The 24,953-nt window shown below is 66.2% G+C and carries 24 protein-coding genes and 3 pseudogenes; 14 read left to right on the top strand and 13 right to left on the bottom strand.

The window, feature by feature from the left end:
* Positions 1-636: 636 nt before the first annotated feature.
* Positions 637-1,380, top strand: coding sequence for a DUF2490 domain-containing protein (locus L6Q96_21720; protein MCK6557169.1), 744 nt, complete (start codon positions 637-639; stop codon positions 1,378-1,380).
* Between the two features lie 753 nt (positions 1,381-2,133).
* On the opposite strand, the pseudogene L6Q96_21715 reads toward L6Q96_21720, so the two are convergent.
* A pseudogene (locus tag L6Q96_21715) lies at positions 2,134-2,247 on the bottom strand (transposase).
* A gap of 143 nt (positions 2,248-2,390) precedes the next feature.
* On the opposite strand from L6Q96_21715, the gene L6Q96_21710 reads away from it, so the two are divergent.
* Together L6Q96_21710 and L6Q96_21705 are read left to right on the top strand one after the other, a co-directional pair.
* Positions 2,391-2,639 (top strand): hypothetical protein, encoded by a 249-nt coding sequence (locus L6Q96_21710; GenBank protein MCK6557168.1) that lies wholly within the window; start codon positions 2,391-2,393, stop codon positions 2,637-2,639.
* Between the two features lie 5 nt (positions 2,640-2,644).
* Positions 2,645-2,935, top strand: a complete 291-nt coding sequence (locus L6Q96_21705; protein ID MCK6557167.1) for a hypothetical protein — start codon at positions 2,645-2,647, stop codon at positions 2,933-2,935.
* Between the two features lie 333 nt (positions 2,936-3,268).
* On the opposite strand, the gene L6Q96_21700 is transcribed toward L6Q96_21705, so the two are convergent.
* The 3 genes from L6Q96_21700 to L6Q96_21690 all read right to left on the bottom strand — a co-directional run bounded on the left by L6Q96_21700 (position 3,269) and on the right by L6Q96_21690 (position 5,185).
* A complete protein-coding gene (locus tag L6Q96_21700; protein ID MCK6557166.1) occupies positions 3,269-3,706 on the bottom strand; it encodes a CoA-binding protein in 438 nt (145 codons plus the stop codon).
* A 462-nt stretch (positions 3,707-4,168) separates the two neighbouring features.
* On the bottom strand, positions 4,169-4,447 hold the full coding sequence (locus L6Q96_21695; protein ID MCK6557165.1) for a DUF2442 domain-containing protein: 279 nt from the start codon (positions 4,445-4,447) through the stop codon (positions 4,169-4,171).
* A gap of 105 nt (positions 4,448-4,552) precedes the next feature.
* Positions 4,553-5,185 carry a Uma2 family endonuclease gene (locus tag L6Q96_21690; GenBank protein ID MCK6557164.1) on the bottom strand — a complete coding sequence of 211 codons (633 nt, stop codon included), beginning with the start codon at positions 5,183-5,185 and terminating at the stop codon, positions 4,553-4,555.
* Between the two features lie 252 nt (positions 5,186-5,437).
* Between L6Q96_21690 and L6Q96_21685 the strand changes: the two are divergent.
* Positions 5,438-5,866: pseudogene (locus L6Q96_21685) on the top strand (hydrogenase).
* Positions 5,867-6,155: 289 nt separating this feature from the next.
* Positions 6,156-6,671, top strand: a complete 516-nt coding sequence (locus L6Q96_21680; GenBank protein ID MCK6557163.1) for a superoxide dismutase family protein — start codon at positions 6,156-6,158, stop codon at positions 6,669-6,671.
* A 56-nt stretch (positions 6,672-6,727) separates the two neighbouring features.
* On the opposite strand, the gene L6Q96_21675 is transcribed toward L6Q96_21680, so the two are convergent.
* Positions 6,728-7,147, bottom strand: coding sequence for a hypothetical protein (locus tag L6Q96_21675; protein ID MCK6557162.1), 420 nt, complete (start codon positions 7,145-7,147; stop codon positions 6,728-6,730).
* A gap of 142 nt (positions 7,148-7,289) precedes the next feature.
* Between L6Q96_21675 and lnt the strand changes: the two genes are divergently transcribed.
* Complete coding sequence (gene lnt / locus L6Q96_21670; GenBank protein MCK6557161.1) at positions 7,290-8,972, top strand: apolipoprotein N-acyltransferase; 1,683 nt, start codon at positions 7,290-7,292, stop codon at positions 8,970-8,972.
* A gap of 239 nt (positions 8,973-9,211) precedes the next feature.
* On the opposite strand, the gene L6Q96_21665 is transcribed toward lnt, so the two are convergent.
* Together L6Q96_21665 and L6Q96_21660 are read right to left on the bottom strand one after the other, a co-directional pair.
* Positions 9,212-11,287: a hypothetical protein gene (locus tag L6Q96_21665; GenBank protein ID MCK6557160.1), complete on the bottom strand. Its 2,076-nt coding sequence runs from the start codon at positions 11,285-11,287 to the stop codon at positions 9,212-9,214.
* Between the two features lie 51 nt (positions 11,288-11,338).
* Complete coding sequence (locus L6Q96_21660) at positions 11,339-13,189, bottom strand: AMP-dependent synthetase/ligase (GenBank protein MCK6557159.1); 1,851 nt, start codon at positions 13,187-13,189, stop codon at positions 11,339-11,341.
* Between the two features lie 174 nt (positions 13,190-13,363).
* Between L6Q96_21660 and L6Q96_21655 the strand changes: the two genes are divergently transcribed.
* Positions 13,364-14,176 carry a hypothetical protein gene (locus tag L6Q96_21655; GenBank protein ID MCK6557158.1) on the top strand — a complete coding sequence of 271 codons (813 nt, stop codon included), beginning with the start codon at positions 13,364-13,366 and terminating at the stop codon, positions 14,174-14,176.
* Positions 14,177-14,187: 11 nt separating this feature from the next.
* Positions 14,188-14,781, top strand: coding sequence for a hypothetical protein (locus L6Q96_21650; protein MCK6557157.1), 594 nt, complete (start codon positions 14,188-14,190; stop codon positions 14,779-14,781).
* Positions 14,782-15,302: 521 nt separating this feature from the next.
* Here L6Q96_21650 and L6Q96_21645 read toward each other — a convergent pair.
* Both L6Q96_21645 and L6Q96_21640 read right to left on the bottom strand, forming a co-directional pair.
* Positions 15,303-15,526, bottom strand: a pseudogene (locus L6Q96_21645) (hypothetical protein).
* A 525-nt stretch (positions 15,527-16,051) separates the two neighbouring features.
* On the bottom strand, positions 16,052-17,752 hold the full coding sequence (locus L6Q96_21640) for a hypothetical protein (protein MCK6557156.1): 1,701 nt from the start codon (positions 17,750-17,752) through the stop codon (positions 16,052-16,054).
* A gap of 155 nt (positions 17,753-17,907) precedes the next feature.
* Here L6Q96_21640 and L6Q96_21635 point away from each other — a divergent pair, with 155 nt between their 5' ends.
* From L6Q96_21635 to L6Q96_21625, 3 genes are all read left to right on the top strand, one after another.
* The gene (locus tag L6Q96_21635; GenBank protein ID MCK6557155.1) at positions 17,908-18,624 is read left to right on the top strand and encodes a Bax inhibitor-1/YccA family protein; all 717 of its coding nucleotides are present in this window, start codon (positions 17,908-17,910) and stop codon (positions 18,622-18,624) included.
* 85 nt (positions 18,625-18,709) lie between these two features.
* Positions 18,710-19,504, top strand: coding sequence for a 4'-phosphopantetheinyl transferase superfamily protein (locus L6Q96_21630; protein ID MCK6557154.1), 795 nt, complete (start codon positions 18,710-18,712; stop codon positions 19,502-19,504).
* A gap of 114 nt (positions 19,505-19,618) precedes the next feature.
* On the top strand, positions 19,619-20,521 hold the full coding sequence (locus L6Q96_21625; GenBank protein ID MCK6557153.1) for an SDR family NAD(P)-dependent oxidoreductase: 903 nt from the start codon (positions 19,619-19,621) through the stop codon (positions 20,519-20,521).
* A 3-nt stretch (positions 20,522-20,524) separates the two neighbouring features.
* On the opposite strand, the gene L6Q96_21620 is transcribed toward L6Q96_21625, so the two are convergent.
* The gene (locus L6Q96_21620) at positions 20,525-21,103 is read right to left on the bottom strand and encodes a 3D domain-containing protein (GenBank protein ID MCK6557152.1); all 579 of its coding nucleotides are present in this window, start codon (positions 21,101-21,103) and stop codon (positions 20,525-20,527) included.
* 151 nt (positions 21,104-21,254) lie between these two features.
* Here L6Q96_21620 and L6Q96_21615 point away from each other — a divergent pair, with 151 nt between their 5' ends.
* The 3 genes from L6Q96_21615 to L6Q96_21605 all read left to right on the top strand — a co-directional run bounded on the left by L6Q96_21615 (position 21,255) and on the right by L6Q96_21605 (position 23,207).
* Complete coding sequence (locus L6Q96_21615) at positions 21,255-21,455, top strand: hypothetical protein (GenBank protein MCK6557151.1); 201 nt, start codon at positions 21,255-21,257, stop codon at positions 21,453-21,455.
* 92 nt (positions 21,456-21,547) lie between these two features.
* On the top strand, positions 21,548-22,174 hold the full coding sequence (locus L6Q96_21610) for a YbhB/YbcL family Raf kinase inhibitor-like protein (GenBank protein MCK6557150.1): 627 nt from the start codon (positions 21,548-21,550) through the stop codon (positions 22,172-22,174).
* Positions 22,175-22,190: 16 nt separating this feature from the next.
* The gene (locus L6Q96_21605) at positions 22,191-23,207 is read left to right on the top strand and encodes an aldo/keto reductase (protein MCK6557149.1); all 1,017 of its coding nucleotides are present in this window, start codon (positions 22,191-22,193) and stop codon (positions 23,205-23,207) included.
* 73 nt (positions 23,208-23,280) lie between these two features.
* Here L6Q96_21605 and L6Q96_21600 read toward each other — a convergent pair whose 3' ends face one another.
* The 3 genes from L6Q96_21600 to L6Q96_21590 all read right to left on the bottom strand — a co-directional run bounded on the left by L6Q96_21600 (position 23,281) and on the right by L6Q96_21590 (position 24,408).
* Positions 23,281-23,487: a type II toxin-antitoxin system HicB family antitoxin gene (locus L6Q96_21600; GenBank protein ID MCK6557148.1), complete on the bottom strand. Its 207-nt coding sequence runs from the start codon at positions 23,485-23,487 to the stop codon at positions 23,281-23,283.
* Positions 23,484-23,672, bottom strand: coding sequence for a type II toxin-antitoxin system HicA family toxin (locus L6Q96_21595; GenBank protein ID MCK6557147.1), 189 nt, complete (start codon positions 23,670-23,672; stop codon positions 23,484-23,486). The genes L6Q96_21600 and L6Q96_21595 overlap by 4 nt, the downstream gene beginning before the upstream one ends.
* A gap of 145 nt (positions 23,673-23,817) precedes the next feature.
* Complete coding sequence (locus L6Q96_21590) at positions 23,818-24,408, bottom strand: DsbA family protein (protein ID MCK6557146.1); 591 nt, start codon at positions 24,406-24,408, stop codon at positions 23,818-23,820.
* Positions 24,409-24,953 lie beyond the last annotated feature (545 nt).

Raw genomic sequence — 24,953 nt, 5'->3', positions numbered from 1 at the left:
TACGACGCTACATGACGGAGCTGGTGGATGCGCCCGGCAGACGGCCTCCCCCCAATCATGGGTGTCTTCGTCTTTTTTCCCGGCAGACAGCCTCCCTCCAATCATGGGTGTCTTTGTCTTTACTTCCCAACTCTTCTTCGTCTTTACTTCCCAACTCTGGCACGTGGGTGTCTTTGTCTTTTTCCGCCTCCCTCCATTTTTTCCCGGCAGACAGCCTCCCTCCAATCATGGGTGTCTTTGTCTTTTTCCGCCTCCCTCCAATCATGGGTGTCTTCGTCTTTAATATTCGTCTTTACTTCCCAACTCTGGCACGGCGAAGACGGCTGTGCCAATGCAAACCGGGACGAGAGGATGGGCCGCGGCGGATACGTTCTCTGGCCGCAACTTGACTGGGCCTGGCGAACGCATCGCGACCGAGCGGCGAGGACAGCGGGGGTGAATGGCCGTGTCGGCGGCCTACCGGCCCGTTGACAAAGTCGCCGACGGACGGAATCGTCGTTCCGGCGAAACTTGTCCCGGCCAAAGCCGGGAGCGGGAATCCAGTCTTTTCATCGATTCTGGACCCTGCTTCAAACGGGGTGACGGAAGAGCCGCTCTTTCCGCGGACTGCTGAAGGTTCCATCGAGGTGAGAGGTGATGCAGCCGATCCGTAGCCGCGGCGCGCTCGGCGCGGCACGCCGTGTCGACCGAAGGCTCGCGATCGGTCCATGGCGCCGTCGAGCTCTCCGGTACGGCGTGCTGGCCGCGGCGCTGCTCGCCTTGTCCCCTGGGCCCGGGAGTGCCGTTACGCAGGACGGGCAGGTGTGGTTCGTCGGCACCGCGCGCATCACGGTCGCCGAGCGGTTCAAGCTGTTCGTCGAGGCTCAACCGCGCATCGGCGGCGACGGCCTCCGACAACTGCTGTTGCGCCCGGCCGTCGGCTACCAGTTCCTGCCGTACTGGGCATTCTACCAGGGCTACGGGTGGACGCCGAGCTTCAACCCCTTCAAAGACGAGAATCGCGTCTACCAGGAGTCGCTCTTCGACAACGCGTTGGGCGGCCTTCGAATGGTCAACCGCACCCGCCTGGAGGAGCGCTTCATCGAGGGGGTCGATGGTGTGTCGCTGCGGCTGCGCCACATGTTGCGGCTGTTGTATCCCCTCGACGGGAAGCGGAACTGGTTCGCGACCTTCTACGACGAGGCGTTCGTGACGCTCAACGACGCCGGCAACGGCCCGCAGTCGGGATTCGACCAGAACCGCGCCTACATCGGCATGCGTCGACAGCTCTCCAGGACGGTCGCGATCGAACTCGGCTACGTGTACCAGTACGTCAACAAGCCGGCGGACGACGATCTGTCCAGCAACAACGCCGTCGTGTGGGTCGACGTCTCACTCTGAGAACCCGACCCGGACGGCCCCGGTATGTTGGGTCAATGAACCCGAATCCGTCCGGTCTGAGGCCGTCGCATCCTTTCAGCGACCGTCTCGAAGGCCGGACGTCGGGCCCACGCGTGGTCCCCTCCGCTTTGTCCGCGCTGTATACGGGCTGTGGAGGGACGATCGTGAAGACGAGGGGGATGGCGGGTAACGTCCGAGAATCGATCTTACGTCAAACAGGGCGTTTGTACCGGCTATCCGGTGTGCCGTGCAAAGACGGCGATCTCCAGTGGGTGTGAGTCCCACCCGGCAACTGGTCGTTCCAGCCGGAAGCAATCGGAGCGGTGAGAGGAGGTAACGAGTCTCGCTGAAACACTCCGATGGAAAGGGTCGCGAGAGGCGATCCCGCGCGATGCAGGCCGTAACGTGAGTGAACGCTGACCCTTCGGCACGCTGCGCTGCTCAGGAGGCCTCGAAAAGTATGATGTGGAAGCCGACCCTGGTTCGGCTCGAGGGGCGGCGGCGCAACGTCACGTGGGCGACAGCGTGAGATCCTGTCCGAAAGCCGGATGAGGGAAAACCGCACGTCCGGCTTGATGAGCGGGATGTGGAAACGGAGCATGGATGAAATGCTGGGACACTCGCAGACGAAAGGGCGAGCAACAGGGAATCCAAACCTCAGCCTACGCCACCGCGCCACACCTCGCCTCTACCCATGGCCTTCACCTGGTTATGCTGGGCGTAGTCCCTCCAGCGGAAGTGCACGACGCTGGCGTCGATCGAGACGAGTCGGTGGTTGGCAATCGCGGCCCGATGGGTGCAGCGACTGAGGTAGTTCAGGACGCGGTCGGGTCCGCCGAAGGGCGGCTTGGCGTACACCACCCAGTCCTTGCCTCACCCTTCGAGACGCTGCCTGAGACGATGGCCGCTCCCCTGGGTGAGCGGTTCGGTCCGGCCCCACAAATCTGTCGCACACCCGGACGATGACTCCTCCTTGCGATGGGCGAGCATCCAGTCTATGTAACCGGACTGTGCCTTCTACGTACTCCGTAACCCAAGCGCAGAGCCAGCTCCCCGGGCTGATCAAGCAGGCCGAGCAGGGCGAGTCGGTGCGTATCCGGCGACGGGAGGAGACGGTGGCCTTTCTGGTCTCGCGGGCACGCATGGAAGCGATTGTCGAGACGATGGAGATCCTGGCCACTCCCGCGGCGATGAAGGCAATTACCGAGCACCGCGCGGGCCGAACGAAGTTTCTTTCCCTCTCCGCTCTGGGCGACTGAGCGACGTGCGCGTCCGGCTCTCCGCACAGGTTGTCGAGTTCGTGTGCAGTCAGGCGCCCGAGCCGCGGCGCCGCCTGCGCACTGCCATCCGGGCTCTGACGCGAGAGGAAGGCGACGTGAAACCGCTCGAAGGGCCCTTGCAGGACTACCACCGACTCCGCGTCGGATCGTATCGCGTGATTCTGCGGTACGCGAGTTCGAAGACCATCGAATGCGTCTTTGCCGAGCGCCGTAACGTTGTCTACGAGATATTCGCGGAGACCTTGATCGATCGTCTGCTAGGAAAATCCTGTTAGGTTGGTGATGCGTTTCTTGCCCGGTTTGTGCCCTCGGCCTTCCCTCCCCCTATCCGATACGACCGCACTCGTGACTACCCAGCCGGCGCGCTTCGAGACGCCGCCAAGAGACGGCGGCTCCTCAGCGTGAACGGTTCCTTGACGAACCGCCTTCCCAGAACGCCCATGTTCATTGGTAGGAGCCGCCTTCTTTTTGCGGCGTCTCGAAGGGCGCGTTAGCGAGAAAATCGACAGTCCCCCCAACAGGAACGCCTCGGTGCCGTCGGCCCTGCCGCGATAGGCGCGATACCGGTCCCTGGAGGGCTCCGTAAGTCGAGCTTTGTCCGACCCCGGTCAGTACTTCCGCAGCACCTTGTTCACCCACTTGTGCACCGTGTGCGCGCTGAGACCCTGCGCGAGATACATCACCGCGCATGTCCCCGTCAGGACGTTGAGGCCCAGCTCTTTCGCCAGCGCCAGCGCTTCGGGCGTGTCGCGTCCCATGTGAACCCAGACGTTCTTGATGCCCACGTCGGCGGCCTCGCGGACCGCTTCCAGTGTCTCTTCGCGTGGGACTTCGAGAACGACGCCGTCGACCCGTTCGGGTAACGCACGCAGGTCCGGATAGGTCTTGTCGCCCTCCACCTGATCGATGGACGGGTCGACCGCGAACACTCGCTTACCCCGTTTCCGCGCCTCGCCGTAACTTATCCGCGGGAACCCCTTCTTCGCGGAATGGCCGACGAACGCGAAACTCGACTGGGACCAGAACGCCTCATGTGCGGATGCCATGATCAGCCCTCCCGGTTCGCGAGAGCATATCACGACTCGGCGGCAACCGCGCCCTCATCGAGAACCTCGAACCGATCGCGTTACGTGGGAGCGCGATCGCCGGCGACGTCTACGGATGACTCAGTGGCGGGGAACCTGATTTCCCGGCGGTCGCACGAATCGACTCGATGAGCGCCGCCAATGCCGGCGGCTGTCCCCGACCGGCCGGTCAATGATTCCCTCACTGACCTGCGCGAACGGATGCTCCAACTCGATCGCGAGCGGGTTGGACACCCACCACAACAGGGGCAACGGGTTGGACCGCTGCTGCGTTGGCCAGTTTTCAGTCTCCCGTTTCCTGTTTCCGGTCTTCCATCTTCTTCTTCTCCCGACGAGGTCCGACAGCCTGCTGGCGTATCAGGGCAAAGAGGGTGGCCGACGCCGGCGACGTTGACGGAGGGTGATCGGACAGCGTCGGAAACCTCAGGCGGCGTGATGTCCCCGTTGTTCGTCGATCCACCCGCGCAGTGCGTCGGGGCAGAGTTCGTATCCATTCGGCCAGGCGAGCGCCCCGGATTCGACGAAACACTTTCCGAACAACCTACCGCGGAGGATATCGAGCGCCAGCGGCTTCATAGCCGGGCAACCAAGGATCGAACCGAGGTCGACCGTGCCGGAGTACCCGTCGGTGTACTCGAGCGTGATGCGGTACCGCTCGGCGTCAACTCGCTTGATCCGTTTCAGCCGCGTCCCGAGTTTCATCGCCGTCAATCCAGCGGCCGAATGCGTCGCGGGGGTCGCGCGGCCCTGGCGTCGCGCCAGGCACCGCGCAGCTCGTCGAGATGCAGCCGGCACCAGCGGCGTCCCTCACGCCAGCGGTGCCGTTGCGGCGTTGTAGAGGTCGCTCACGTCGAGCCGGGCGCGGATAGACCCGAGAGCAGCGCACGACCCCTCAGCGTACATGGTCCGCGCCCACAGATCCTTATCGTCACGGGTCCAGACTTCGATCTGGCGCTCGTGCTGGGAGACGAGCACGTACTGGCGCAAAGTGGCGATGTGTTTGTAGTGTTCGAACTTGTCGCCCCGGTCGTAGGCTTCACTGCTACGGCTGAGAACCTCGACGACGACGGTCGGGTTGGTGATGGCGTTGTCGTCGTCGGGGTCGCGTTCGAGCGGGCCGAAGACGATGCTGACGTCAGGATACGTGGTCAAGCCGGTAGCGAGAACGCGGACGCGCAGGTCGGCGTCGTGGATGCGGCAACGCCCGCCGCGCAATTGGGGAAACAGCAGGCCGACAACGGCAGCGGCGAGCGCCGCGTGTTCCGGATTGCCTCCTGCCATGGCGTAAATCTGGCCGTCGAAGAACTCGTGCTTCACATTGCTCGACGCCTCGAGGGTCACGAATTCGGCGCGCTCGTAGTGGACGTGATGGGCTGGGCCAGGCACGGGCGAGAGTATGGCACCCGCTATCCCGTGCATCAACCCGCTGCCATCGACCATAACTCCGCTCCACGGTTCTTTTGCGAAAGGACGCCGGCCATTGTGTGTGCAGGCCCCTGTGCGATGTGGCTCGCCGTCGCATGACTCCCTTTCGGGGGTTCGGTTTCCTGTCTTTGAATCGTTTCCCGAGGCGTTGCCCCGGGCTGGTGAATGGACGTCCCTTCGGGCCTGAGCATCGGATGGAACGTCGGCTCGCGCGCAAGCCCCGAAGGGGCAATAGGCATCAGCCCGGGCAACGCCCCGGGTCAAGGCGCGTGCGGGCTCGACCGCGACGTCCGCCAGGAATTTCCGCACGGCATCTTCCGCTTTGCGCAGGTCCCGTTGTCGACCTGCCAGAGTGGAGATGTGTTCGCGCGAGCGTATGTGCGCTGGTTAGAAATCCAGCGCTCGGCCGCCTTTGTGCGGGATCGACTGGAGAGCCTGCCGGAGGGGCCCGCGCGCGTGCCGCTGGGCGCCTTGCCGGCGGACCGCCTTGCCGTTGCGCTCGTCGAGGGCTGGCGCGGTCAGATCTGTCACGTCGCGATAACCGACGGTGCCAGCCGGTTCGACCGGTACAAGATCGTCGACCCGTCGTTTCACAATTGGACAGGGCTTGCGCTGGCGCTCCGCAATCAGCCGATTTCCGACTTCCCGCTCTGTAACAAGAGCTTCAACCTCTCCTATTGCGGACATGATCTCTGAGCTACTGGGGAGTGGACTGCTACTTCCGAGAATGTTCGCGGCGCGCAAACATTTCGCCGGCGGTGGAACGCGACCTCCAGGCGCGTTCGTCGGGGCGGTGGAGTGGCGTCCGCTACACCCCACACCGCCCGAGCGCGCCCGGAGGTCGCGCTCCACCGCGCTCCGGTTGGGTGGCGGGCGTCGCTGAGAGCCGGTTGCCCCCCGGCACGCCGAATCGCAACCAGGCTTGCCCGGTCAGCGTCCTTCGCCTGTAATGGCACCGGCGAGATCGCCAGGGAGGTACAACGGGATGAATCGCATTACACGCATACTTGCCGGCGCGGTGGTCGGGGTCGTGCTTCTCGCGGGGGCGGCGTCGGCCCAAACCGCTCGCGCGGACATGGTCAGCGATACCGGCGCTAAAGTCGGCACTGCAGAACTCGAACAGACGCCGCACGGTGTGCTCATTACGCTGAACGTCAGAGGTCTCCCCCCGGGGCCACACGCGTTTCACATCCACAGCGTTGGCGTTTGCGAGCCGCCGTTCACTTCCGCCGGCGGCCACTTCAACCCCGCCGCCAAGCAACACGGCATCAGGAATCCCGCCGGTATGCACGCCGGGGATTTCCCGAACATCGAAGTGCCTGCAAGCGGCGCAACGCGTGCGGAGGTACTCGCCGGTGGCGTTACCATCGGTCCGGGGCCGGCCACACTGTTCGATGCCGACGGCTCGTCGCTGGTGATCCACGCCGGTCCCGACGACTACCGCACCGATCCCGCGGGCAACGCCGGGGGTCGGATCGCGTGCGGTGTCGTGACCCGGTAGCGATGCGGCGCCTCGGGGTCTCGTCCCGGCCCCGAGGCTCGACGCGACTCTCTTCCTCACTGCCCCGCCGGTTCGAGTCGCAATGTCATCGGGTGTGCGAGCCAGCGGACCGAGAAATCGGACCAGTACTTGTCGGCCATCGCCCTGGCCACCGCATCGATCTTGTCGGGGGCGTCGACGAGCCGGACCTTCTCGAATCGCTGTCCGCCGATCTCGACGGGGAGAACCATGCCGGCGGTGTTGGCCTTGACCCGGTTCGAGGCTTTGGTGCCCAGGCGGACGTACACGTTGCCGTCGAGCACCACGAGCCATACCGGGAAGCAGTAAGTCGCCTCCTCCGGCGTCGTCGCACACAGTTTCAGGGTGTCGTCGTCGACCCATTGTGCCGGTGTCCACGCCGGACCGCCGGCGGCACCGGTTGCAACGGCGGTGGCGACAAAGACGGCGCTAACGAGCACGGCGCGAAACGACGACATGGCGTTCTCCTGTCCTGGTTCGGCGGTACGAGTCTGGCGAATACGGTGCATGTCAGGTTGGCGTAGACCACATACGGTTCTCGGGTCAATGCGGGGCATTGTTGCTGCGGCGCATCGAATCGTTGTATCGCGCCCGGCAATCATGAGTGCGTCGAGCCGTTCCCTGCGCGACACTCTGGCTGCCGTCGTGGTGACGGCGGCGGCATTTGCGTTGTACGCGCGAGTCGAGTGGCCGTGGTTCGTCCTCGGATGGGTCGGGCTGGTGCCGTGGCTGGCCACGCTCGACCGACTCGCGACGATTCGTGGGGCGCTGGCCAGCGGGCTGGCGATGAGTGTCGCTTTCGTGCTCGGCGTCTTCGCCTGGTTCGCCATTGCCGTTGCCGGTTACGGCCACCTACCCGTATCGGTCGGTTTTGCGGTGCTGATCCTGCTGGCGCCGGTGGTACAGCCGCAATTCGTCGTCTTTGCCGCGGTACGCCATCTGGCCCGCCGTTATTGGGGCGAGGCCGGAGCGGCGTTTGCCGGTGCGGGTGCCTATGTGGGTACGGAGTGGCTCACGGGCAAGCTCTTCGGCGACACGCTCGGACACGGCTTCTATGCATCGGTGTGGCTGCGCCAGGCAGCGGACATCGGCGGCGCGCCGGGTCTGACATTCGTGCTCGTGCTCTTCAACGAGTGCGTGCTGTTGGCGCTACGGGGAGCAGTGAGGATGCGGAAGGAACGCGGCGTCCGCCCGACCGCGGGATCCGCAACCGGGTGCGCCACGGTCGCCCGCGATCTCCGAGCCATGGATCGGACGGCGGAGGTTCCACATCTCGCGCTCCCGGTCGCGGCGGCGGTGGCGCTCGTGCTCCTCCCGCTCGGGTACGGGATGGTGCGTTATCGAACGCTGACTGCGGATGCCCCCGGTACTGCGCCTGTAACGGTCGGACTCGTGCAGGCGGACATCGGTCAGTACGGCCGGCTGGCGGCCGAGCGCGGTACGTACGATGCGGTGCGATACATTCTGAATTCGTACTTCGCGCTGTCCGCCGATGCACTGGAGCGGGCCCGGCTCGACCTGCTGCTGTGGCCCGAAACGGTTTATCCGACGACCTTCGGAAAACCGAAGAGCGCCGACGGGGCGGCTTTCGACGCCGAACTGGCGCGACTGGTCGCCGTCACCGGGGTCCCGCTCGTCTTCGGCGCCTACGATGCCGACGGCGATCGGGAGTTTAACGCCGCCGTACTGCTGGAGCCGGAGGGCAACGGACGCGTCGCCTTCGAGACCTACAGGAAGGCGTGGCTCTTCCCCCTGACCGAGCGGGTACCGGCGTGGATGGACAGACCGTGGTTGCGCGCGCGCTTCCCGTGGCTCGGCACGTGGACACCCGGCGACGGCTCGCGGGTGCTCGACGTGAGGTTGGCGGACGGCAGAACGCTGCGGGTATCGCCGCTGATCTGTTACGATGCCGTCGATCCGCAAATCGTTATCGCGGCGGTCAGGCAAGGGGCGGAAATGATCGCCACGCTGTCGAACGACTCGTGGTTCTCGGTCGGCGGTGGGCCGCTGCTTCATCTGATCGTCTCGAGTTTCCGCAGTCTGGAAACCAGGCGTCCCCAGGTGCGGGTAACCAACACCGGTATCTCGACGGTGATCGTGCCGACCGGGGAATGGCTGGGGACGCTCGACGTCCACGCTCGCGGCACCGTCGTGCAGGCGGTGACGCCGGTCAATGACCGCTCGACCCTGATGCTGCGCTGGGGCGACTGGTTCGGCCCAACCGCCGGACTCGCGGCCGTGGTTCTCCTGGGAATCGGCGTGGCGCGGGGCCCGCGTCGCTAAGTACTCCGGTTCATTAGTCCGGCGACGTATTCCGTTCGTCCCGAGTAGCGCCATCTTTTCGGCGGCGTATCGAGGGGCGGGGCCGCAAAGCCGCTCGCCAGGCTGCCCCTCGATACGCCCCTGAGAAAACGGGGCTACTCGGGGCGAACGGGAAGCGTCGTACGGAATACGTCGCCGTAATTGTGCCCATCAATACTAAGGAATCCCCGGGCCCTGCGCGCAGCGTGTTCCGCCGGCGGTCAGGTTGGCTGGCGGACCTTTATCCGCAGCCCGCGCGGTGCGCCGGTGAAGTCGTCGGTTTCGTAGCGGTCGGGCCTGCCGGCAACATTCACGCCATCGATACCGAAGACGTTACCGCGCTGCCGGTCGACGTAGATGTCGCCGAACCTCTCCGTTGCCACCAGCGCGCCGGTTGCGGCGCTGCCTTCGCCCCAGTCGAACCCCGTCCGCACCCCCGGCGCGTCGTACGCGGCGTGGGCATAATTCTCGACCATCTTGCCCGCCGGCAAACGCCCCATTCGTTCCGGCGGCCCGTTCCAATCGAAATCCCACAAACGCTCGCGTGGCCAGTTCGGACAGCTCCCGTCGTACGCCGTCGGACAGATATCGCGGTTCTCGGGGATGGCCTGCAGGGCAAACCCCGCCCGCAATGCCGCCACGCCACGGAGGAAGTACTCCGGCTCGCCGAAGACCTCGTAGGCATCGAGCAGCAGCAACCCGAACAGGGCCTGGCGCGCGTCGCTCCACTCGCCGTCGGTATTCATCACCCCGAAGCCGCCAAACGACCGGTACGACAGAAACGGCGGCTCCCAGAGTTGCTGATACAGACAGAGTTGATCGAGTGCGCGCCGGCCGCCCGCCCGCCACGCCGCTCGCTGCGCCTCGTCGCCGGTCCCGCCGCCTCCGATCTTCATGAGAAACTCCGCGGTCCATGCCATCGAGAGCGTATTCTGCGGCGGAATCCCGGTGTGCGGATCGGCGAAGTCGAGCGGCTTGTAAGAGTCGGAGAAGAACGTCTCGAAGTCGAAGTAGCGGCGGGTCGGGACCACTGCACGGCACAGGAAGTCGGCGAGTCGCGCGGCCGCTGCGCGGTGGCCGGTCGCCAGTAGAATCGGCCCGGCAACCGCGCTCTGCGCCACCGCACACAGGCGTGGACCCGGCTGCAACGTTTGCCAGTCGAAGTACGACGGCAACGACCCGTCCGCGAGTTGCGCTGCGGCGAGGAATTCGCCGATCTGGCGCAAGCGGGCTTCGAACTCCGCCCGCGGCGCCACCAGTTCGTTCCACACGATCATCCATCGTGCCGTCTCGCAGACGTCGGGCAGGTGAAAGAAGCGCAGCACGTCGGCATCGCGCGCCGCCCAGGTGAAGATCAAGTCGTCGCCCACGCCCCACCAGCGCCGCGCTTCGTGGTCGTACCAGGTCGGCAACAGCGGGCCGGCGGGCATCTGCTCGACCAGATTGGCGACCGCCTCGGCGCGCGCCGTCAGGTCCGCGCGCTGCAAACGCCGGCCGAGCAGCGCTACGCCGACTGCGGAACGCAGAGCGTTAAACCACGACTGAAAGAAGATCGCGGTCCCGCCCGCCGAGTAATGAATCGGCCCGCCGATCGGAACTCCGCCCGACTCGGCCACCAGCCACTCGTCGGCAAACGCCGCCGCGTACGCACGGGCGGCGTGCTCGGCAAAAGGCAGTGCCTGCGTGCGCGCCCTTGCGACCCGCGGTTCGCCATAGACCCGCCACGTCCACCGCGCGCAAGCCGATTCGAGTGGCTCGGCACCGCTCGGTTCGACGACGATCCGCACGGCCAGGCCGAACGGCCGTTCGGTCGCCTTAGCGGAGTCGGCGCGGAAATAGATGTGATCGCGCTGCACCCACCCCGTGGCACCGAAGCCCAACCGTGCCCCGCGCGGGTCGTTCAGATCGGCGTCGAAGGCCCACGGCAGGACGCGGGGTGCGTCCAGATCGGGCAGCAAGAGGATCCGCACCGCGTCGTCCTGTAAAGCCGCCACCGGCGACCGCGCGGCGTGATCCGCGACGACGTCCTCGGGACCCGGCCGCAGGTGCGGAACCCACACCGCGAGCGGTCCCGCCGGCGGCCCCACCCAGCGCAGGTCGAGCCACGCGGCGGCCACCGGCGCCCCGGCCGCCGGTTCGACCCGCACCGAGATGGTCCGATCCCGACCCTCGACGACCAGCGCAGCGGCGCGGCCACTGGCCTCCGGCTCGATCCGAACCTCGCCGGCGAGCAGCGTACGGCCGTCCCATCCGACGCTGACTCTTAACCCGTCGACCTTCACCTCCGCGTCCGCCATACCGTGCTTGACCCCGTTCGTTCGCCCGTCACCGGTCGTGGTGCCCGTCGGCTACCTGCCGCCGGCGTACATCCGCTCGATCGCCTCGGCGTAACGCTGATTGACCACTCGGCGTTTCATTTTCAGGGTGGGCGTCAGCTCACCCGTGTCCGGTGTCCATTCGTGCGGCAGGACGACGAACTGCTTGATGCTCTCGACGTTGTTGAGGTGGAGGTTGACCTCGTCCAGGTAGCGCCGGATCTCCGCGTGGACCTCCGGGTGTTCGGCCAACGTCTGCAGGTCGGTTGGCAGTCCCCTCTGCTGCGCCCACGGCAGTGTGCTCTCCGGATCCAGGACGACGAGGGCGCCGACGAACGGACGGCGGTCCGCCACCACGCAAGCCTGACCGATCAGGGGCTTCTGCTTCAGCAGGTTCTCGATGTTCGACGGGGCGATGTTCTTGCCGCCGGCCGTGATGAGGATCTCCTTCTTGCGGTCGACGATCTTGATGAAGCCCGCGGGATCGATGACCGCGACATCGCCGGAGTGCAGCCAGCCGTCGGCATCAAACGTCTCGGCCGTGAGTTTCGGTTCCTTGTAGTAGCCGGTCGTGACGTTGCCGCCGCGCACCAGCAGCTCCCCGTCGTCGGCAATTCGGACCTCGACGCCCGGCAGGCTCGGACCGACCGTACCGATCCTGGTTGCGCCCGGCCGATTCCAGGAGGTGGGACCGCAGTCCTCGGACTGACCGTACACCTCGCGCACCGGCACGCCGATGGCGTGGAACCACTCGAGGACCTCGGCGGCTATCGGCGCCGCGCCGCTGGACGCGATCTCGACCGCGTCCAGACCGATGCGCTGGCGGATCAGGGCGCAGACCATTTCGGCTTGCGGCAGGCGTTCGGCAAGCTCCGCCGGGATCGGCCGGCCGGCCTGTTCGAGGCGGGTCTTTTCGAGACCGGCGGCAATTGCCGCTTCGGCGAAGGCGCGCTGCGCGGCATCGGGATTGTTGGCGATCGCCGTGGTCAGACCGCTGTGCAGCTTCTCCCAGATCCGGGGCACGGCGAAGAAGAACTGCGGCCGCACCTCGGCGAGGTACTGGGCGATATCCTGCGGCCGCGGGCAGAAGTGACAGGTTGAGGCGGCGCGGATCTGCAGGTAGTGGCCGGCCATGCGCTCGGCGATGTGCGCCAGGGGCAGATACGAGATGTGCCGCACGCCGGGATCGCGTGGAAACAGGCTGTGCAGGGATTCGGCGGTCCAGACCACGTTGTAGTGGGTCACCATCACGCCCTTCGGGGGACCCGTCGTTCCAGAGGTGTAAATCAGGGTCGCCAGACCCTCGGGCTTCACGGCCTGCCAGCGCCGGTCGAATTCGGCCCGCGCCTCGGCGCCGGCGGCCCGGCCGGCCGACAGCACCGCGTCGTAGCCGACGACCCACGGGTCGTTGGCGAAGGCTTCTGCACCGTCGATCATGATGACCCGGCGAACCCGCGGGATGCCGTCTTTCACGGCCCGCAAGCGGTCGTAAAAGTCGGCATTCTCGACGATCGCGTATGTCGCCTCACAGTGGTTGACGATGTACTCGATCTGTTCCGATGGCAGGGAATTATAGAGCGACACCGGCACGGCGCCGGCGTGCAGGATGGCGATGTCGGCGATGTAGTACTCGGGGCGATTCGCCGCCAGGATGTTAACGAACTCGCCCGGCTCGAGGCCGATCGCCATCAGGCCCTGTGCGAAGGCCCGCACCTCTTCCCCGTACTGTCTCCAGGTCAGTGCGTGCCAGGCATCGCCCGCCTTCCACTTGAGGGCGTCGACGTCGGCGCTGCCCGCCACGGTCTCCCGAAACAGCGAACAGACGGTCTTGCCCGCCACGGTACGGTCGAGGTGCTCTCGTTCGGCCCGAACATCTCTGTGCATGACGACCTCCTGCAATTGCATCTGGCTTAGGTCCGTTTCTACACGGAAAGGCGGTGGCGAGGATAGCCTCGGGCGGCCGCTCCGGGACCGGACGCCGTCATGCCTCCGGCTCCGCGCATCGCAAACAAGTTTTGTTCGGTTGCCAATCACCGTCAGGTCGGCTAGCGTCAGCGCATGTCGGTGGCCGCCATTCCGTCCCGCAAGGGGATCAAGGACGTGTTCTACGAGACGCGCGTTCTCCTCGGGCGCGAGTACACGGTGCGGCGGTTTGCGCGCGAGGCCCTCGGCGGGGCGATCGACCCGGTGATGCTCAGTTACATCGAGAAGGGGAAGCGGCTGCCGAGCGAAGCACTCGTGCGGCGTCTGGCGGCGCTGCGCAAGGAAGACCCGCAGCCGCTGCTGGCGGTGCTGTGGCGCGACCGTATGTTGCACGCCTTCGGCAAGGAGCTGAAGCGGGTCCTGCGGGCGCCGCAAGCCCTTGGTACGGTCGAGGATGCCGAGTTGGCGGTGCTGGTGAGCGAGGCGATCGCGTTCCTGCCCGACGACGGGAGCTGGGTGCCCGTGGCCGGTTGGCGGCGGCGGTTGCGGACCGGCCGGCGTCGCGGCGTGCGCGCCGCGGCCCCCGACGATGCCCTGGTCAAGCAGGTCGAGGAGTTGTTGCGGGCTCGAGACCTCGTCGAGGTGGCGAGCGGTAAGGTGCGCCGGCTGGGGCGTCACTTCGTTGCCAGGGGCGCGGAAGATCGCCAGGCGCTGGCCCTCGAGTTCTGCGCGCTGTTTGCCAAGGGGCTTCTCGACAAGTTGGCGCTTTCCGATGTCGACACGTGGACCTACCTGCGCAACCACTACCTGCACATCGATCCGGCGCGGCTGCCGGAGTTCCAGGCCCGTCTCGACGCCGCGTTGCGCGCGCTGGTCGACGAGTTCAGCGCCGAGGCATCGGCGTCCACCCCGTTTCTCAACGTCCTCGTGACGTCGACCACTTTGTAAGCGAGGCAACTATGACGATGCCCCACCGGACTCGGTTTGCCGCCTGCGTACTGGCTGCGTTGTTGATCGGCTGCGGACCGGGCTCCAGCGGTTTCGACGTCGTTCCGGAAAGCGCGGCGATCGACGCCGCGCTGCGCAAGGGAGAGTGTGTTTCCCAGCGCGCTTTGCAGATCTGTCCGGCCGGTGTTGCGGGCCCGGGACGCGGGCCGGAGACGGTGGCGACCGAGGATGCCGGTCCAGCAACGTGCATCGGGAGCGACGTGAACTACGCGTGCGCCTTCACGCTGCCGTTCACTCCCAGCGGTTTCCCGCCGGCGGCGACCTACCGTCTTGCGGCGCGCGAGCCCGTGCCCGGGCAAGGGTGGGCGATCGGGCTTGCGGTATCGCAGTCGGCGCCGGATCAGCCGAACGCCGGGGCCCCGGTCACGGTCGACTTTATGGCGCCGACGGAACCGCAGGGGTTCGCGACCCAGTTCGCGATACTGGTGTTCCTCGACGGCGGCGGCGAGCTGCCGCCGCAGGTCGACACACTCGCCGAAACCGGCGCCGACTTCGCCTTCGTGACCCCGCCCGTGACGCTATCCACCAACCTCGATCCGCAATAGAACTTCGCGCCTGTGGCCGACTCGGAAGAACTCGATGACCCGCGAGTCGTCGTCAATCCGATGGACAATGCGATACGGGCCCTGCCGGACGCGAAACCGGTCTTGTAGGAGCCTGTCGAAGCGGCCCCTCGCCCTTCGACGGGCTTAGCGCGGGCTGGCGCCCGCAACCCAAAGCGAACAACCAGCCCGTTCGCCCCGAGTAGGAGCCCTTCCCCTGGGCTCCGTATCGAGGGGCGCGCTCCTGCCGAGCCTGTCCCTCGATACGCGCCAGAAGAAGGCGCTACTCGGGACGAACGGGAAGGCACTGCCGCTCCATGGCCTGAAGATTTCTTCGCGCCGTGCGCAGACTTTCGGCGATAGTAGCTCAGGGCGAGCGGAAAATGCTGTGAAATCAAGGCAGAGGCCGCTCGTGCTGAGCCTGTCGAAGCACCAGCGGGCCTTTCTCCGACAGGCTCCTGGCCCGCCAGCTTCTTGCAACCGGGCGGCCTGTGGTCGTTGCCGAGGGCTCGAATCCGCCGCACGATCCGCTGCTCGAATGCCGCAAGGTCCTCCGCATCCTCGGCTAAGCTGATCCTCACTGCATCGTTCACCACGTCGGACAAGGTTCGATCGGACGCCGCCCCTTGATGCGTAGCGCCCGATGTACGGTGGGATCGAAATAGACCGTCGCCCTCTTTGCCGGCTCCGACCTGCGGTGACCCGAGCGTCCTAATGTTAGAACGTCAACCTGCCGAACGTTCGACATGAGCGGCATGGCCCGGCTTGCCGGGGCATGTCCGCTCGATGGAGAGGTCAGCCGCCATTCTCCGTAGCCACAGAGAACAGGGCAATGGAAATTCGCTCCTCAGCGCCCACAGCTCGCCAGAACGCAAGACCGCTTTCGTTGGACTTGAACACAAGCAGATGGGCCTTCTCGATACCCGCGGCCCGAAGCGCCGACAGCCCTCGTTGCAGCAGCAGCCGACCAAGCCCCTGGCGCCGACAACTACCTGAAACAACCAGATGATGAACGAGCCCTCGGCGGCCATCGTGTCCGCAAAGCACAGTGCCGAGGATTTGGCCCTCTCGCTGTGCCACGAAGCTCAACCCTGGATTGCGGCTCAGGAACTTTAGCAGAGCGCTCGGTTCGTCGGCACTGCTCAGACCTACGCCGTCTGACTCTAGCCACAACGCTCGCGCAGGGCCAATATGCCTCGCCTCGAACTCGACGATGGTTGCAGACGCCGCACTTTCCATGGTGGCTAACGGCTTGGCGCAGACAGGATCATGGTCACCGTTCCGCCCACCGCAGACGCATTCCCCTGCCTGTCACCAGAGCTTTCGGCAAGATGGGTACGCGGCCCGTCTGCGGCAGTACGACGCGCATGGGAGTCACGTCGAGAATATCGCGCTCGACGTCGATGCCCGGGAACACGCCGGCAAGCTCCATGCCGCGCGTCGTCAGCCGGAACAGACCGACGCCGGTGGCGTAGAAGACCCGCTTGCCGGCGGCGAGAGCCTGGGCGCCGTTAAACGTCACTTCGTCGACCTGCTCGACGAACTTCGGGGCGCCCGGTTGTACGAGACGGACACGGTCGCCCGTAACGGTCATCTGCCCGCGCGTCGTCCAGGCGCAGACGAATACAATGGTCAGTGCCGCCGCGGTGAAGTCGATGAACCCACCCGGCCCGACGTACCCGTAGACGCCCTCGTCACGTCTCGATACGTTGACGTTGCCGGCGCTGTCGGCCTGCAAGACACCCAGACAGGTGGCGTCGAGCCGCCGGCGGACGCGCCTGAAGAAGTCCGCCGATGAGCCGATCGCCTGCGGGCCGAAGGCCGAACCGAAGTAGATCCCCGGCGCCGGCAGGCCGCCGATAACGCCGGTCTCGACCGCGAACGTAACGTCGTCGAGCTTGCCACGCTCGAAGACGATGCGCGGCACCGCTTCGGGGTGACCGGTGCCGATAACCACGAACCCCCCGCGTGGCGTGTTCGCCGCGAGCGTGTGCGCGGCCAGGCGGGCAACGACGTTGTCGATGGCGGCTCGTTGCGGCGTGATTCGGGCGACCCGATTCACGAACTCCGCCTGCGCCAGTCCTTGCGAGACGGGAACATCCGCGTCGGCGGTAATCGCGCGCCATGGGTCGCGGTGGAAGTACCCTCCCGTCTGCTCGGTGTCGGGGTAGTAAACCACGGCATCGACGTCGCGGGCCGGGAGGAAGACGTCGTCGTATCCGCGGTCGACGATCAGCCCGACGTTGACGATGACGCGGCCTCCGTTGCGCCGCGCCGCCCGTGCCAGTTCGCGGCTCTCGCCGATCATGGCGCAGTGCTTGATGTAGATGTTGCCCTGCCGGTCTGCCGCCGGCGCGTTGAAGATGGCGACGTCGATGGGTGGCATGCGATAACGGAGGCGGCTTCCGTCGACGCCGACGAGCTGCTCTCTCGACCCGTTCACCGGCGTGCCGCGTCCGCTGCGCGGATCGATAAAGGTGCCGGTGCCGACGTTCGTGATTACCCAATCCCGCCCGCGGCCGAGGGCGACGAAGAGCTGCGTCATGATGCCCAACGGTATGCACTGGAGTTCGCAGCGTCCGGCGGCTGCAAGGTCGAGCTGGGCATGGAAGGTTTCGAAGTGGCTGGTAATCAGTCGTGCGCACAGGCCCGCGAGGCCGATCTCCTCGATGGTCCCCGGCGCCTTGCCGCGGCCGCCGTGGCCGCCGACGTTGACGACGGTGAGATTGCGCGGCCGTCCCGTCGCGAGGAACCGCTCGCGCAACGCCCAGTACACGATCGATGCGCGTTGGTGGCCGCCGAGACCGGAGGCGGCGACGACGTTGCCGTCGCCAATCAGCTCGACCGCCGCTTGGGGAGTCTTGAACCTGGGGTTGTCGGGCACCGGGCTGGGCTGGTGCGTGTTTCTCCACACCATGGAGAGACCCCAGCGGCCAGCACGAATCAGCAATGCAGCCTTGTCCAGGAGGGTCATGATCCCGTGCTCCTCCCGCGATTCTTACACCACCGCTCGCAGGGCGCACAGCCCACCCGGTCGCAGCTACATCCCCCCCGGCGTTTATCGGGCCCCCATTCGCGCCTTGCGCAGGGGCTCAACTGCGTTAATCCTGTTGCACAAGGAGGACAGGCATGGACGCGTACGAGTCACGACCGAGTGTTGGTGTTTCGGTACCGTCGGTGGCGGCACAGGAGCGGGTGAGCGCCTTTCTGCGCGCCGTGTATGGGTGGATGTTCGTCGGCCTCGGTGTAACGGCGGGAGTGGCCTATGGAGTTGCCGCCACGCCGGGGATCGTGCAGGCGTTGATTGCGAATCAGTTGCTGTTCTTCGGTTTGATCATCGCCGAACTCGGGCTGGTCTTCTATCTGTCTGCCCGCGTGGCGCGGATCGAGCCCGGTACGGCGTCGGGGCTGTTCCTGCTTTATTCGGCGCTTAACGGCGTCACCCTGTCGTTGGTGTTACTGGCCTACACGGGAGCCTCGATTGCCAGCACCTTCGTGGTGTGTGCGGCGATGTTCGGCGCCCTGGCGCTATACGGCTCGACGACAACCCGCAGCCTTGCCGGCATGGGGCAGTTCATGTTCATGGGCCTTATCGGCCTGATCCTGGCCAGCGTAATCGGAATCTTCTGGCAGAACGACGGCTTGCAGTTCGTCATCGCCTGCGTCGGCGTGCTGGTATTCACCGGGCTCACGGCCTGGGATGCGCAGCGCCTCAAGCAGATGGCCGTGGCTTTGCCCGACGGGCGAACCGGATCGTATGCCGTGGTCGGCGCGCTGTCGCTGTACCTCGACTTCATCAACCTCTTTCTCATGCTGCTGCGCTTTATGGGCGGCCGGCGGGATTGAGAAAGGATGGGCTGTGGGGCGGTCGGGCGATCGAGCCGTTGGCCGTGAGGCCGAACCGTCCCGACAGCAACCCCCCGGCTCGCCGATGCTCACCTTCCTCGCGCTCGACGAATCCGCGGTGCCCGCCACCGACGAGTGGCTCTCGCCGCCGGAGCGCGCGCGGGCCCGTCGCATGCGGTATACGAAACGGCTGCACGACTTCCTGTTGGCGCGCTGGACCGCGAAGCGGGCGGTGTCGTTGCGACTGGGACTGTCCGACCGGCGGGAGGCGCTGGCCGCCGTCGAGATCCACAACGCCTCCGACGGTGCGCCGTACGTCTTAGTTGCGGGCGCGGCGGCGCCGCTGGAAATCGCCATGACCGACCGTGCCGGTTGGGCGGTGTGCGCCCTGTATTCGCCGGGCGTGCGCATCGGGTGCGATCTCGAGCTGGTCGAGCCGCGCAGCGACGCGTTCGTCACCGACTACCTGACGGCGGCCGAGCGCGGGCTGGTGCGCGATGCCGGCCCCACGGAGCGCGATCTTCTTGCGAACCTGATCTGGAGCGCGAAGGAAAGTGCTTTGAAGGTACTGCGCACGGGTTTGCGGCGGGATACGCGTTCCGTCGAGGTCCGGCCCGGCGACGTGACGGCTGCCGGCGGATGGTTGCCGCTGCGGATCGACACGGAGGAGGGCCGCAGCTTCCCCGGCTGGTGGTGTCGGTTTGGAGACTTCCTCCTCACGGTCGCGGCGGAAGCCGCCGTTCCCGCGCCACGCTCGGTTGTCGATCCGCCGGGACTTGCCGGCGCCGTGCCGACGGACTCGTGGCTGGCGTCGCCGCTGGTTGAACCGGGTGCGCCGCTGCGGATTCGCCCCGCCGCCGCCGGCCGGCCGCTCGCCTGACGTTGTGCCGGGCGGTTTCCGCCCCGATGGTTTTCTGGTAGACGCCGAGATCGCTCTGGGCCGTCGCTGCCGGCGTGCCCGATCGGCGCACATCAATCTTACGGAGGTATTGCGATGGCCAAATTATGCGAGGGACGAGTGGCGATTGTCACCGGTGCGGGTCGCGGCATCGGCCGCGAGCACGCGCTGATGCTGGCGGCCCACGGCGCCAAAGTCGTGGTGAACGATCTCGGCGGGTCGCGCGATGGGACCGGTGCGTCGCTCGGTCCGGCCGATGAAGTCGTGAAGGAAATCCAGGCCGCCGGTGGTCAGGCGGTGTCCAACGGCGACGACATCAGCGACTTCGCCGGCGCCGAGAGTCTGATCCGTCAGGCCGTCGAAAGATTCGGCCGGCTCGATGCGGTTGTAAACAACGCCGGCATCCTGCGCGACCGCATGCTGGTGAACATGACCGAGGCCGAATGGGACGCGGTGATCAAGGTGCACCTGAAAGGAACGTTTGCGCCGTCGCGAGCGGCGGCGGCGTACTGGCGCGACCAGGCCAAGTCCGGCCAGCATGTCGACGCGCGTATCGTCAACACGACGTCGGTCTCCGGCATTTACGGCAATCCCGGACAGACCAACTACGGCGCGGCCAAGGCGGGCATTGCGGCGTTTACGATCATCGCGGCGCGGGAGCTGCGACGTTATGGGGTCACCGTCAACGCGGTGGCTCCGGCGGCGCTGACGCGGATGACCGAGGACCTCGGCATGGGTCAGGGCAGCGATGCCGACAAGGAGCAGATGTCGCCGCGGTGGATCGCGCCGATCGTCACCTGGCTGGCGAGCGCCGAATCCGCGGGCGTAACCGGTCGCGTCTTCGAAGCCTCGGGCCGGGTGCTGGCGATCGCCGAGGGCTGGCATCGCGGTCCCACGATGCACCCGGTGGACGATCCCACGCAGGTCGGCCCGCTTGTCGAAGAGATGATGCTCACCGCCCGCAAGAACGCGGACATGAACGGCCAGGACTACGATTGATTCTTACTCGTAGATGCGCACGTCGAGGTTGCGCCGCCCCCATTCGAGGGCGTCGTCGTGGTCGTTGTGAAACACGTCTAGGCGGCGGGGTCCCTTGATGGCCCCGCCGCGGTCCTCCACTTTGCCGTAGCCCCAGTCGGGTACGTACATGCGCGTGCCGAACGGGTAATAGCGCGTGTCGGCGGCGATCGTGCCGTCGCGGGCAAACCAGAGCCACGGGAAGACCAGGCGCACCGGTAGCATCCACGGGTGGATCAGCGTATCGGCCGAAAGCAAGCCGGGGCGCGGCATCCTCGGCTTGGTGCCGCTGGCTGTTTCCCCGGTGTAGGGCCGTCCCTGGCGGGGACCGGAGTTCACGTAGCGGTTCCAGAAGTCGAGTTTCAGGTACTTCCAGCTACCCCGCTCCCAATCGCAGCATTCGCCGCAGCCGCAGTAAGCGGTAACCTCCATGCGCTGCGTGCGCGCCGTTGCGCACCCGCCGGCCGCAAGCGCGAACAGCACGAGCACGAGAAGGGCTATCCGTCGCGCAGCGTCGCCGGTGGCAGTCGGAACGTCGGTACGGCCGTCCATAGGTACAGCCATGGTTTGACCGAACCGGGCAGGCGGTCAACTCGTTTCCGGAAGTGAAGCCGGCTCGTTGCGCCGGGCGGGACAGGCGGTTGGCCGGGGGCGTTCCGCTTGACTCTGCAACCGAAACCGCCGATCAAGGCAGTGGTTTGAAGAAAGGAGTTCTATGGCACGCTCGATTCGTCGTTCGGAGATTGCACGGCGCCGTCAGCGGCGGCAAAAGCTGCTCAAACTGCGCAAGAAGTTCACGAAGGCACGCACCGAGGGGGAACGCAAGTTCGTGCTCTCCAAGGTGGTGCTGGTGGCACCGACGGTGACCGCCGAGCAATTCGCCGAGTTGATGCGCGCGCGTAGCGCGGCCGAGTAACCGCGGCCGCGTCGCCCGGGTTGACGGCGGCAGTTGTCGTCTTCAGAGTGAGTGCGGCCGTTTACGGCCCCGCAGCTCATCTGGAGGGACACATGAGGATCTGGAGTGACAGCTTCAAGCACGGCGAGCCCATCCCGGCGCATCTGGCCTTCGGCAAGCCTCACCCCGACACGCACGTCGAGTTGAGCGACAACAAGAACCCGCATCTTGCGTGGACTGACCTGCCGTCAGGAACCAGGTCGCTGGTGTTGATCTGCCACGACGTCGACGTGCCGAGTCGCGCCGACGACGTGAATCAGGAAGGCAAGACGGTGGCGGCCGATCTGCCGCGCGTCGATTTTTTCCACTGGATTCTCGTCGATCTCCTGCCCGACGACGCCCCGGTCGCGGAGGGCGAGTTCTCGGCGGGGATTACCCCGAAGGGCAAGCCGGGACCCGCCGGACCGCGCGGCACAAGGCAGGGGATCAACGACTACACGGCATGGTTCGGCGGCGACGCGGCGATGGGCGGTAAGTACTTCGGCTACGACGGCCCGTGCCCGCCGTGGAACGACGTGCGCATACACAACTATCGTTTCACGCTCTATGCGTTGGACGTGCCGAGGTGTCCGGTCGAGGGCGAGTTCGGCGGCCCGGAGGTGATCGAGGCGATCGCGGGGCACGTGCTCGGGAAGGCTTCCCTGGTGGGCACGTACGCGATCTGTCCCGGGGCGAAGTGAGGGGAGGAGGCACGCCATGAGCACGCTCCCTACCCGTCCTCTCGGCACCACGGGCATGCAGATCGCCACGGTTGGCTTCGGCGCCTGGGCGATCGGCGGCGGTGGGTGGTCGTTCGGCTGGGGACCGCAGGACGATGCCGCATCGGTAGCCGCCATCCGTCACGCCGTTGCCCGCGGCCTCAACTGGATCGATACCGCCGCCATATACGGCATCGGCCACTCGGAAGTCGTCGTCGGCGCCGCCCTCAAAGCGATCCCGGCCGGCGAACGGCCGCTGGTCTTCACCAAGTGCGGGCTGATTGCCGACCCCGCCCGGCCGTACGACATCGCTAAACGCACCCTCGATCCGGCCTCGATCCGCCGCGAATGCGAAGGGTCGCTCAGCCGCCTCGGCGTCGAACGCATCGACCTCTACCAGTTTCACTGGCCCGATCCGCGCACGCCGATCGAGGATTCGTGGGGCGCAATGGTGCGCCTGGTCGAGGAGGGGAAGGTGCGCGCCATCGGCCTGTCTAACCACGATGTCGCCCTGCTGGAGCGCTGCGAGCGCGTTCGCCACGTCGACTCCCTGCAGCCGCCGTTCTCGATGGTCCGCCGCGGCAGTGCCGCCGACGTAATTCCCTGGTGTGCCGCGCACAGCACCGGGGTCATCGTCTATAGTCCGATGCAGGCCGGTCTCCTGACGGACACCTTCACTGCGGCGCGCATGGCCACGCTCGCCGCCGACGATTGGCGCCGTAAGGCCGAGGAGTTCCAGGAGCCGCGCCTCGGTCGCAACCTTGCCCTGCGCGACAGGCTGCGTCCCATCGCGGCCCGCCACGGCACTTCCACCGCCGCCGTTGCCGTCGCCTGGGTGCTGGCGTGGTCAGGCGTCACCGGTGCCATTGTCGGAGCTCGTTCACCCGAACAGGTTGACGGGTGGCTCGACGCCGCGCAGCTCGCGCTGACGCCGGGCGACCTCGACGACATCGCCGCGGCGATCGAGGCCACGGGCGCCGGCGGTGGGCCGCAACGACCTGCGCAACGGGGCTGAGCGGCCAGGCGGGCAGCGTTCCGGTCCGGCGCGGCCTTGTCGCGCGTCGGCTGGACGGGTGCGTTCAGCCTGTTCAAGCCTCGACGCAGGTGGCGTACGTGTGTGGCGACGGCGCGGTAAGGCCGTCGGCACGCATTCCGTCGAGATGGAAGGCGATGGCCTCCTGCATCTCGTGTTCGACTTCGGCGCGTGTGGCACCGGTGGCCGCACAACCATCCAGATCTGGCGAGTAGGCGGAAAATCCCGTTGCCGTTTCCTCCACAACGATCAGGTATTTCATTGCTTCAACCCCGCTTGCTTGAGAATGCTGTTGAGGGTTCCGGGTCCGAGTTCATCGTTCGGCTTGCCCGGCACGGTTACCAGCCCCGTCTTCGAGCCGGCCTCTCCTCCGTACGCGTACTCGTACACGTACACGTACACGGCCACTTCCCCGTAGACGTCCAACCGGTCGTGGTCCAACTTCATCGCTGCGCGCCCTCGGTCCGTGTACGAGTACGTGTACCGCTTCGCTGAGTACGTGTACGGAGTGGGGAAATGTGGGCCGAGACGCTGGGACCCGGTCGGTTCTCTGCGTTGCCGTGGCGAGAGTCGCCGTTCCAACGGCGCGTTGTCAATGCTCCTGCTCGTCGCGGAGGCGACGGGTCCAACGCGCGAAGATGGCACGCATGGTGTCCGCCTCCTGAATTCCGCTGAAGGGCCAGTTGCCGAGCATGAACGTCGGTACGGCGTTGACGTGGGCATCGTAGGCGGCCCGGGTTTCCGCCTCGACCCGGGCCAGCGCCTCCGGCGACGTGCAGTCGCCCGCAGCGATGCCGATGTCGGCGGCGAGACGCGGTACGTCGCCGGGATCGGCGAGATCGCACCCTTCTTCGAACACCGCCCGCCATATCCGCGTACGCCACGCCGTCTCCTCCGCCGAACTGTTCAGCGCAAGCGCTACCGCGCTTGCCGGCCGCGAGTCGATCCAGCGCTCCGGCATGCGCGCGGGAAACCCTAACGTGGCCGCCGTCTCCAATACCTGCGTGCGCCGCGGCTCCGGAATGGCAAAGCCGCGCCGCCAGCCCGTGATGCGCGTCAGGTCGATCGGCCGCCAGACCAGATCGATCTCGAGCAAGTCGAGATCGTCCGCCAGTTGCCCCATCACCCGATGGGCAACGTACGAGAGCACGGAGGCGTAATCGTAGTACACTCGGACACCCATGAACGGCACGATCATATCTCTTTGGTACCGGCGCCGGCCGCAACGGGCAAGGACGGGGCTCGGGGGTCCCGGGGTGGTCTTGGGGTCTTGGGGTCTTGAGGTCTTGAGGTCTTGAGGTCTTGGGGTCTTGGGGGCTTGGGGGCTTGAGGTCTTGAGGTCTTGAGGTCTTGGGGTCTTGAGGTCTTGAGGTCTTGGGGTCTTGAGGTCTTGAGGTCTTGGGGTCTTGGGGTCTTGAGGTCTTGAGGTCTTGAGGTCTTGGGGGCTTGGGGGCTTGAGGGCTTGAGGTCTTGGGGGCTTGGGATTTGCCGATGCTGCAGAATGCAGCCACGTAGCCACCCACCCTCGGACAGCCCCCCATGATGGAATGTGCGCTCCGCGTGTTCTTCGGACACCCGGCGATCCATACGCGAGCGACGTCCGCGACAACAAGAAGAAAGCTTGCGCGCAGCACCCGCTCCACCGCGTGCGCACAAACGGCACCCCCCAAGCCCCCCAAGCCCTCAAGCCCGCAAGCCCTCAAGACCTCAAGACCCCCAACCCCCCCG

Source organism: Candidatus Binatia bacterium (assembly GCA_023150935.1).
Taxonomy (GTDB): Bacteria; Desulfobacterota; Binatia; order HRBIN30; family HRBIN30; genus JAKLJW01.
Note: the sequence above shows the minus strand (reverse complement) of the source record. Positions and strands in the feature narration are given on the sequence as shown.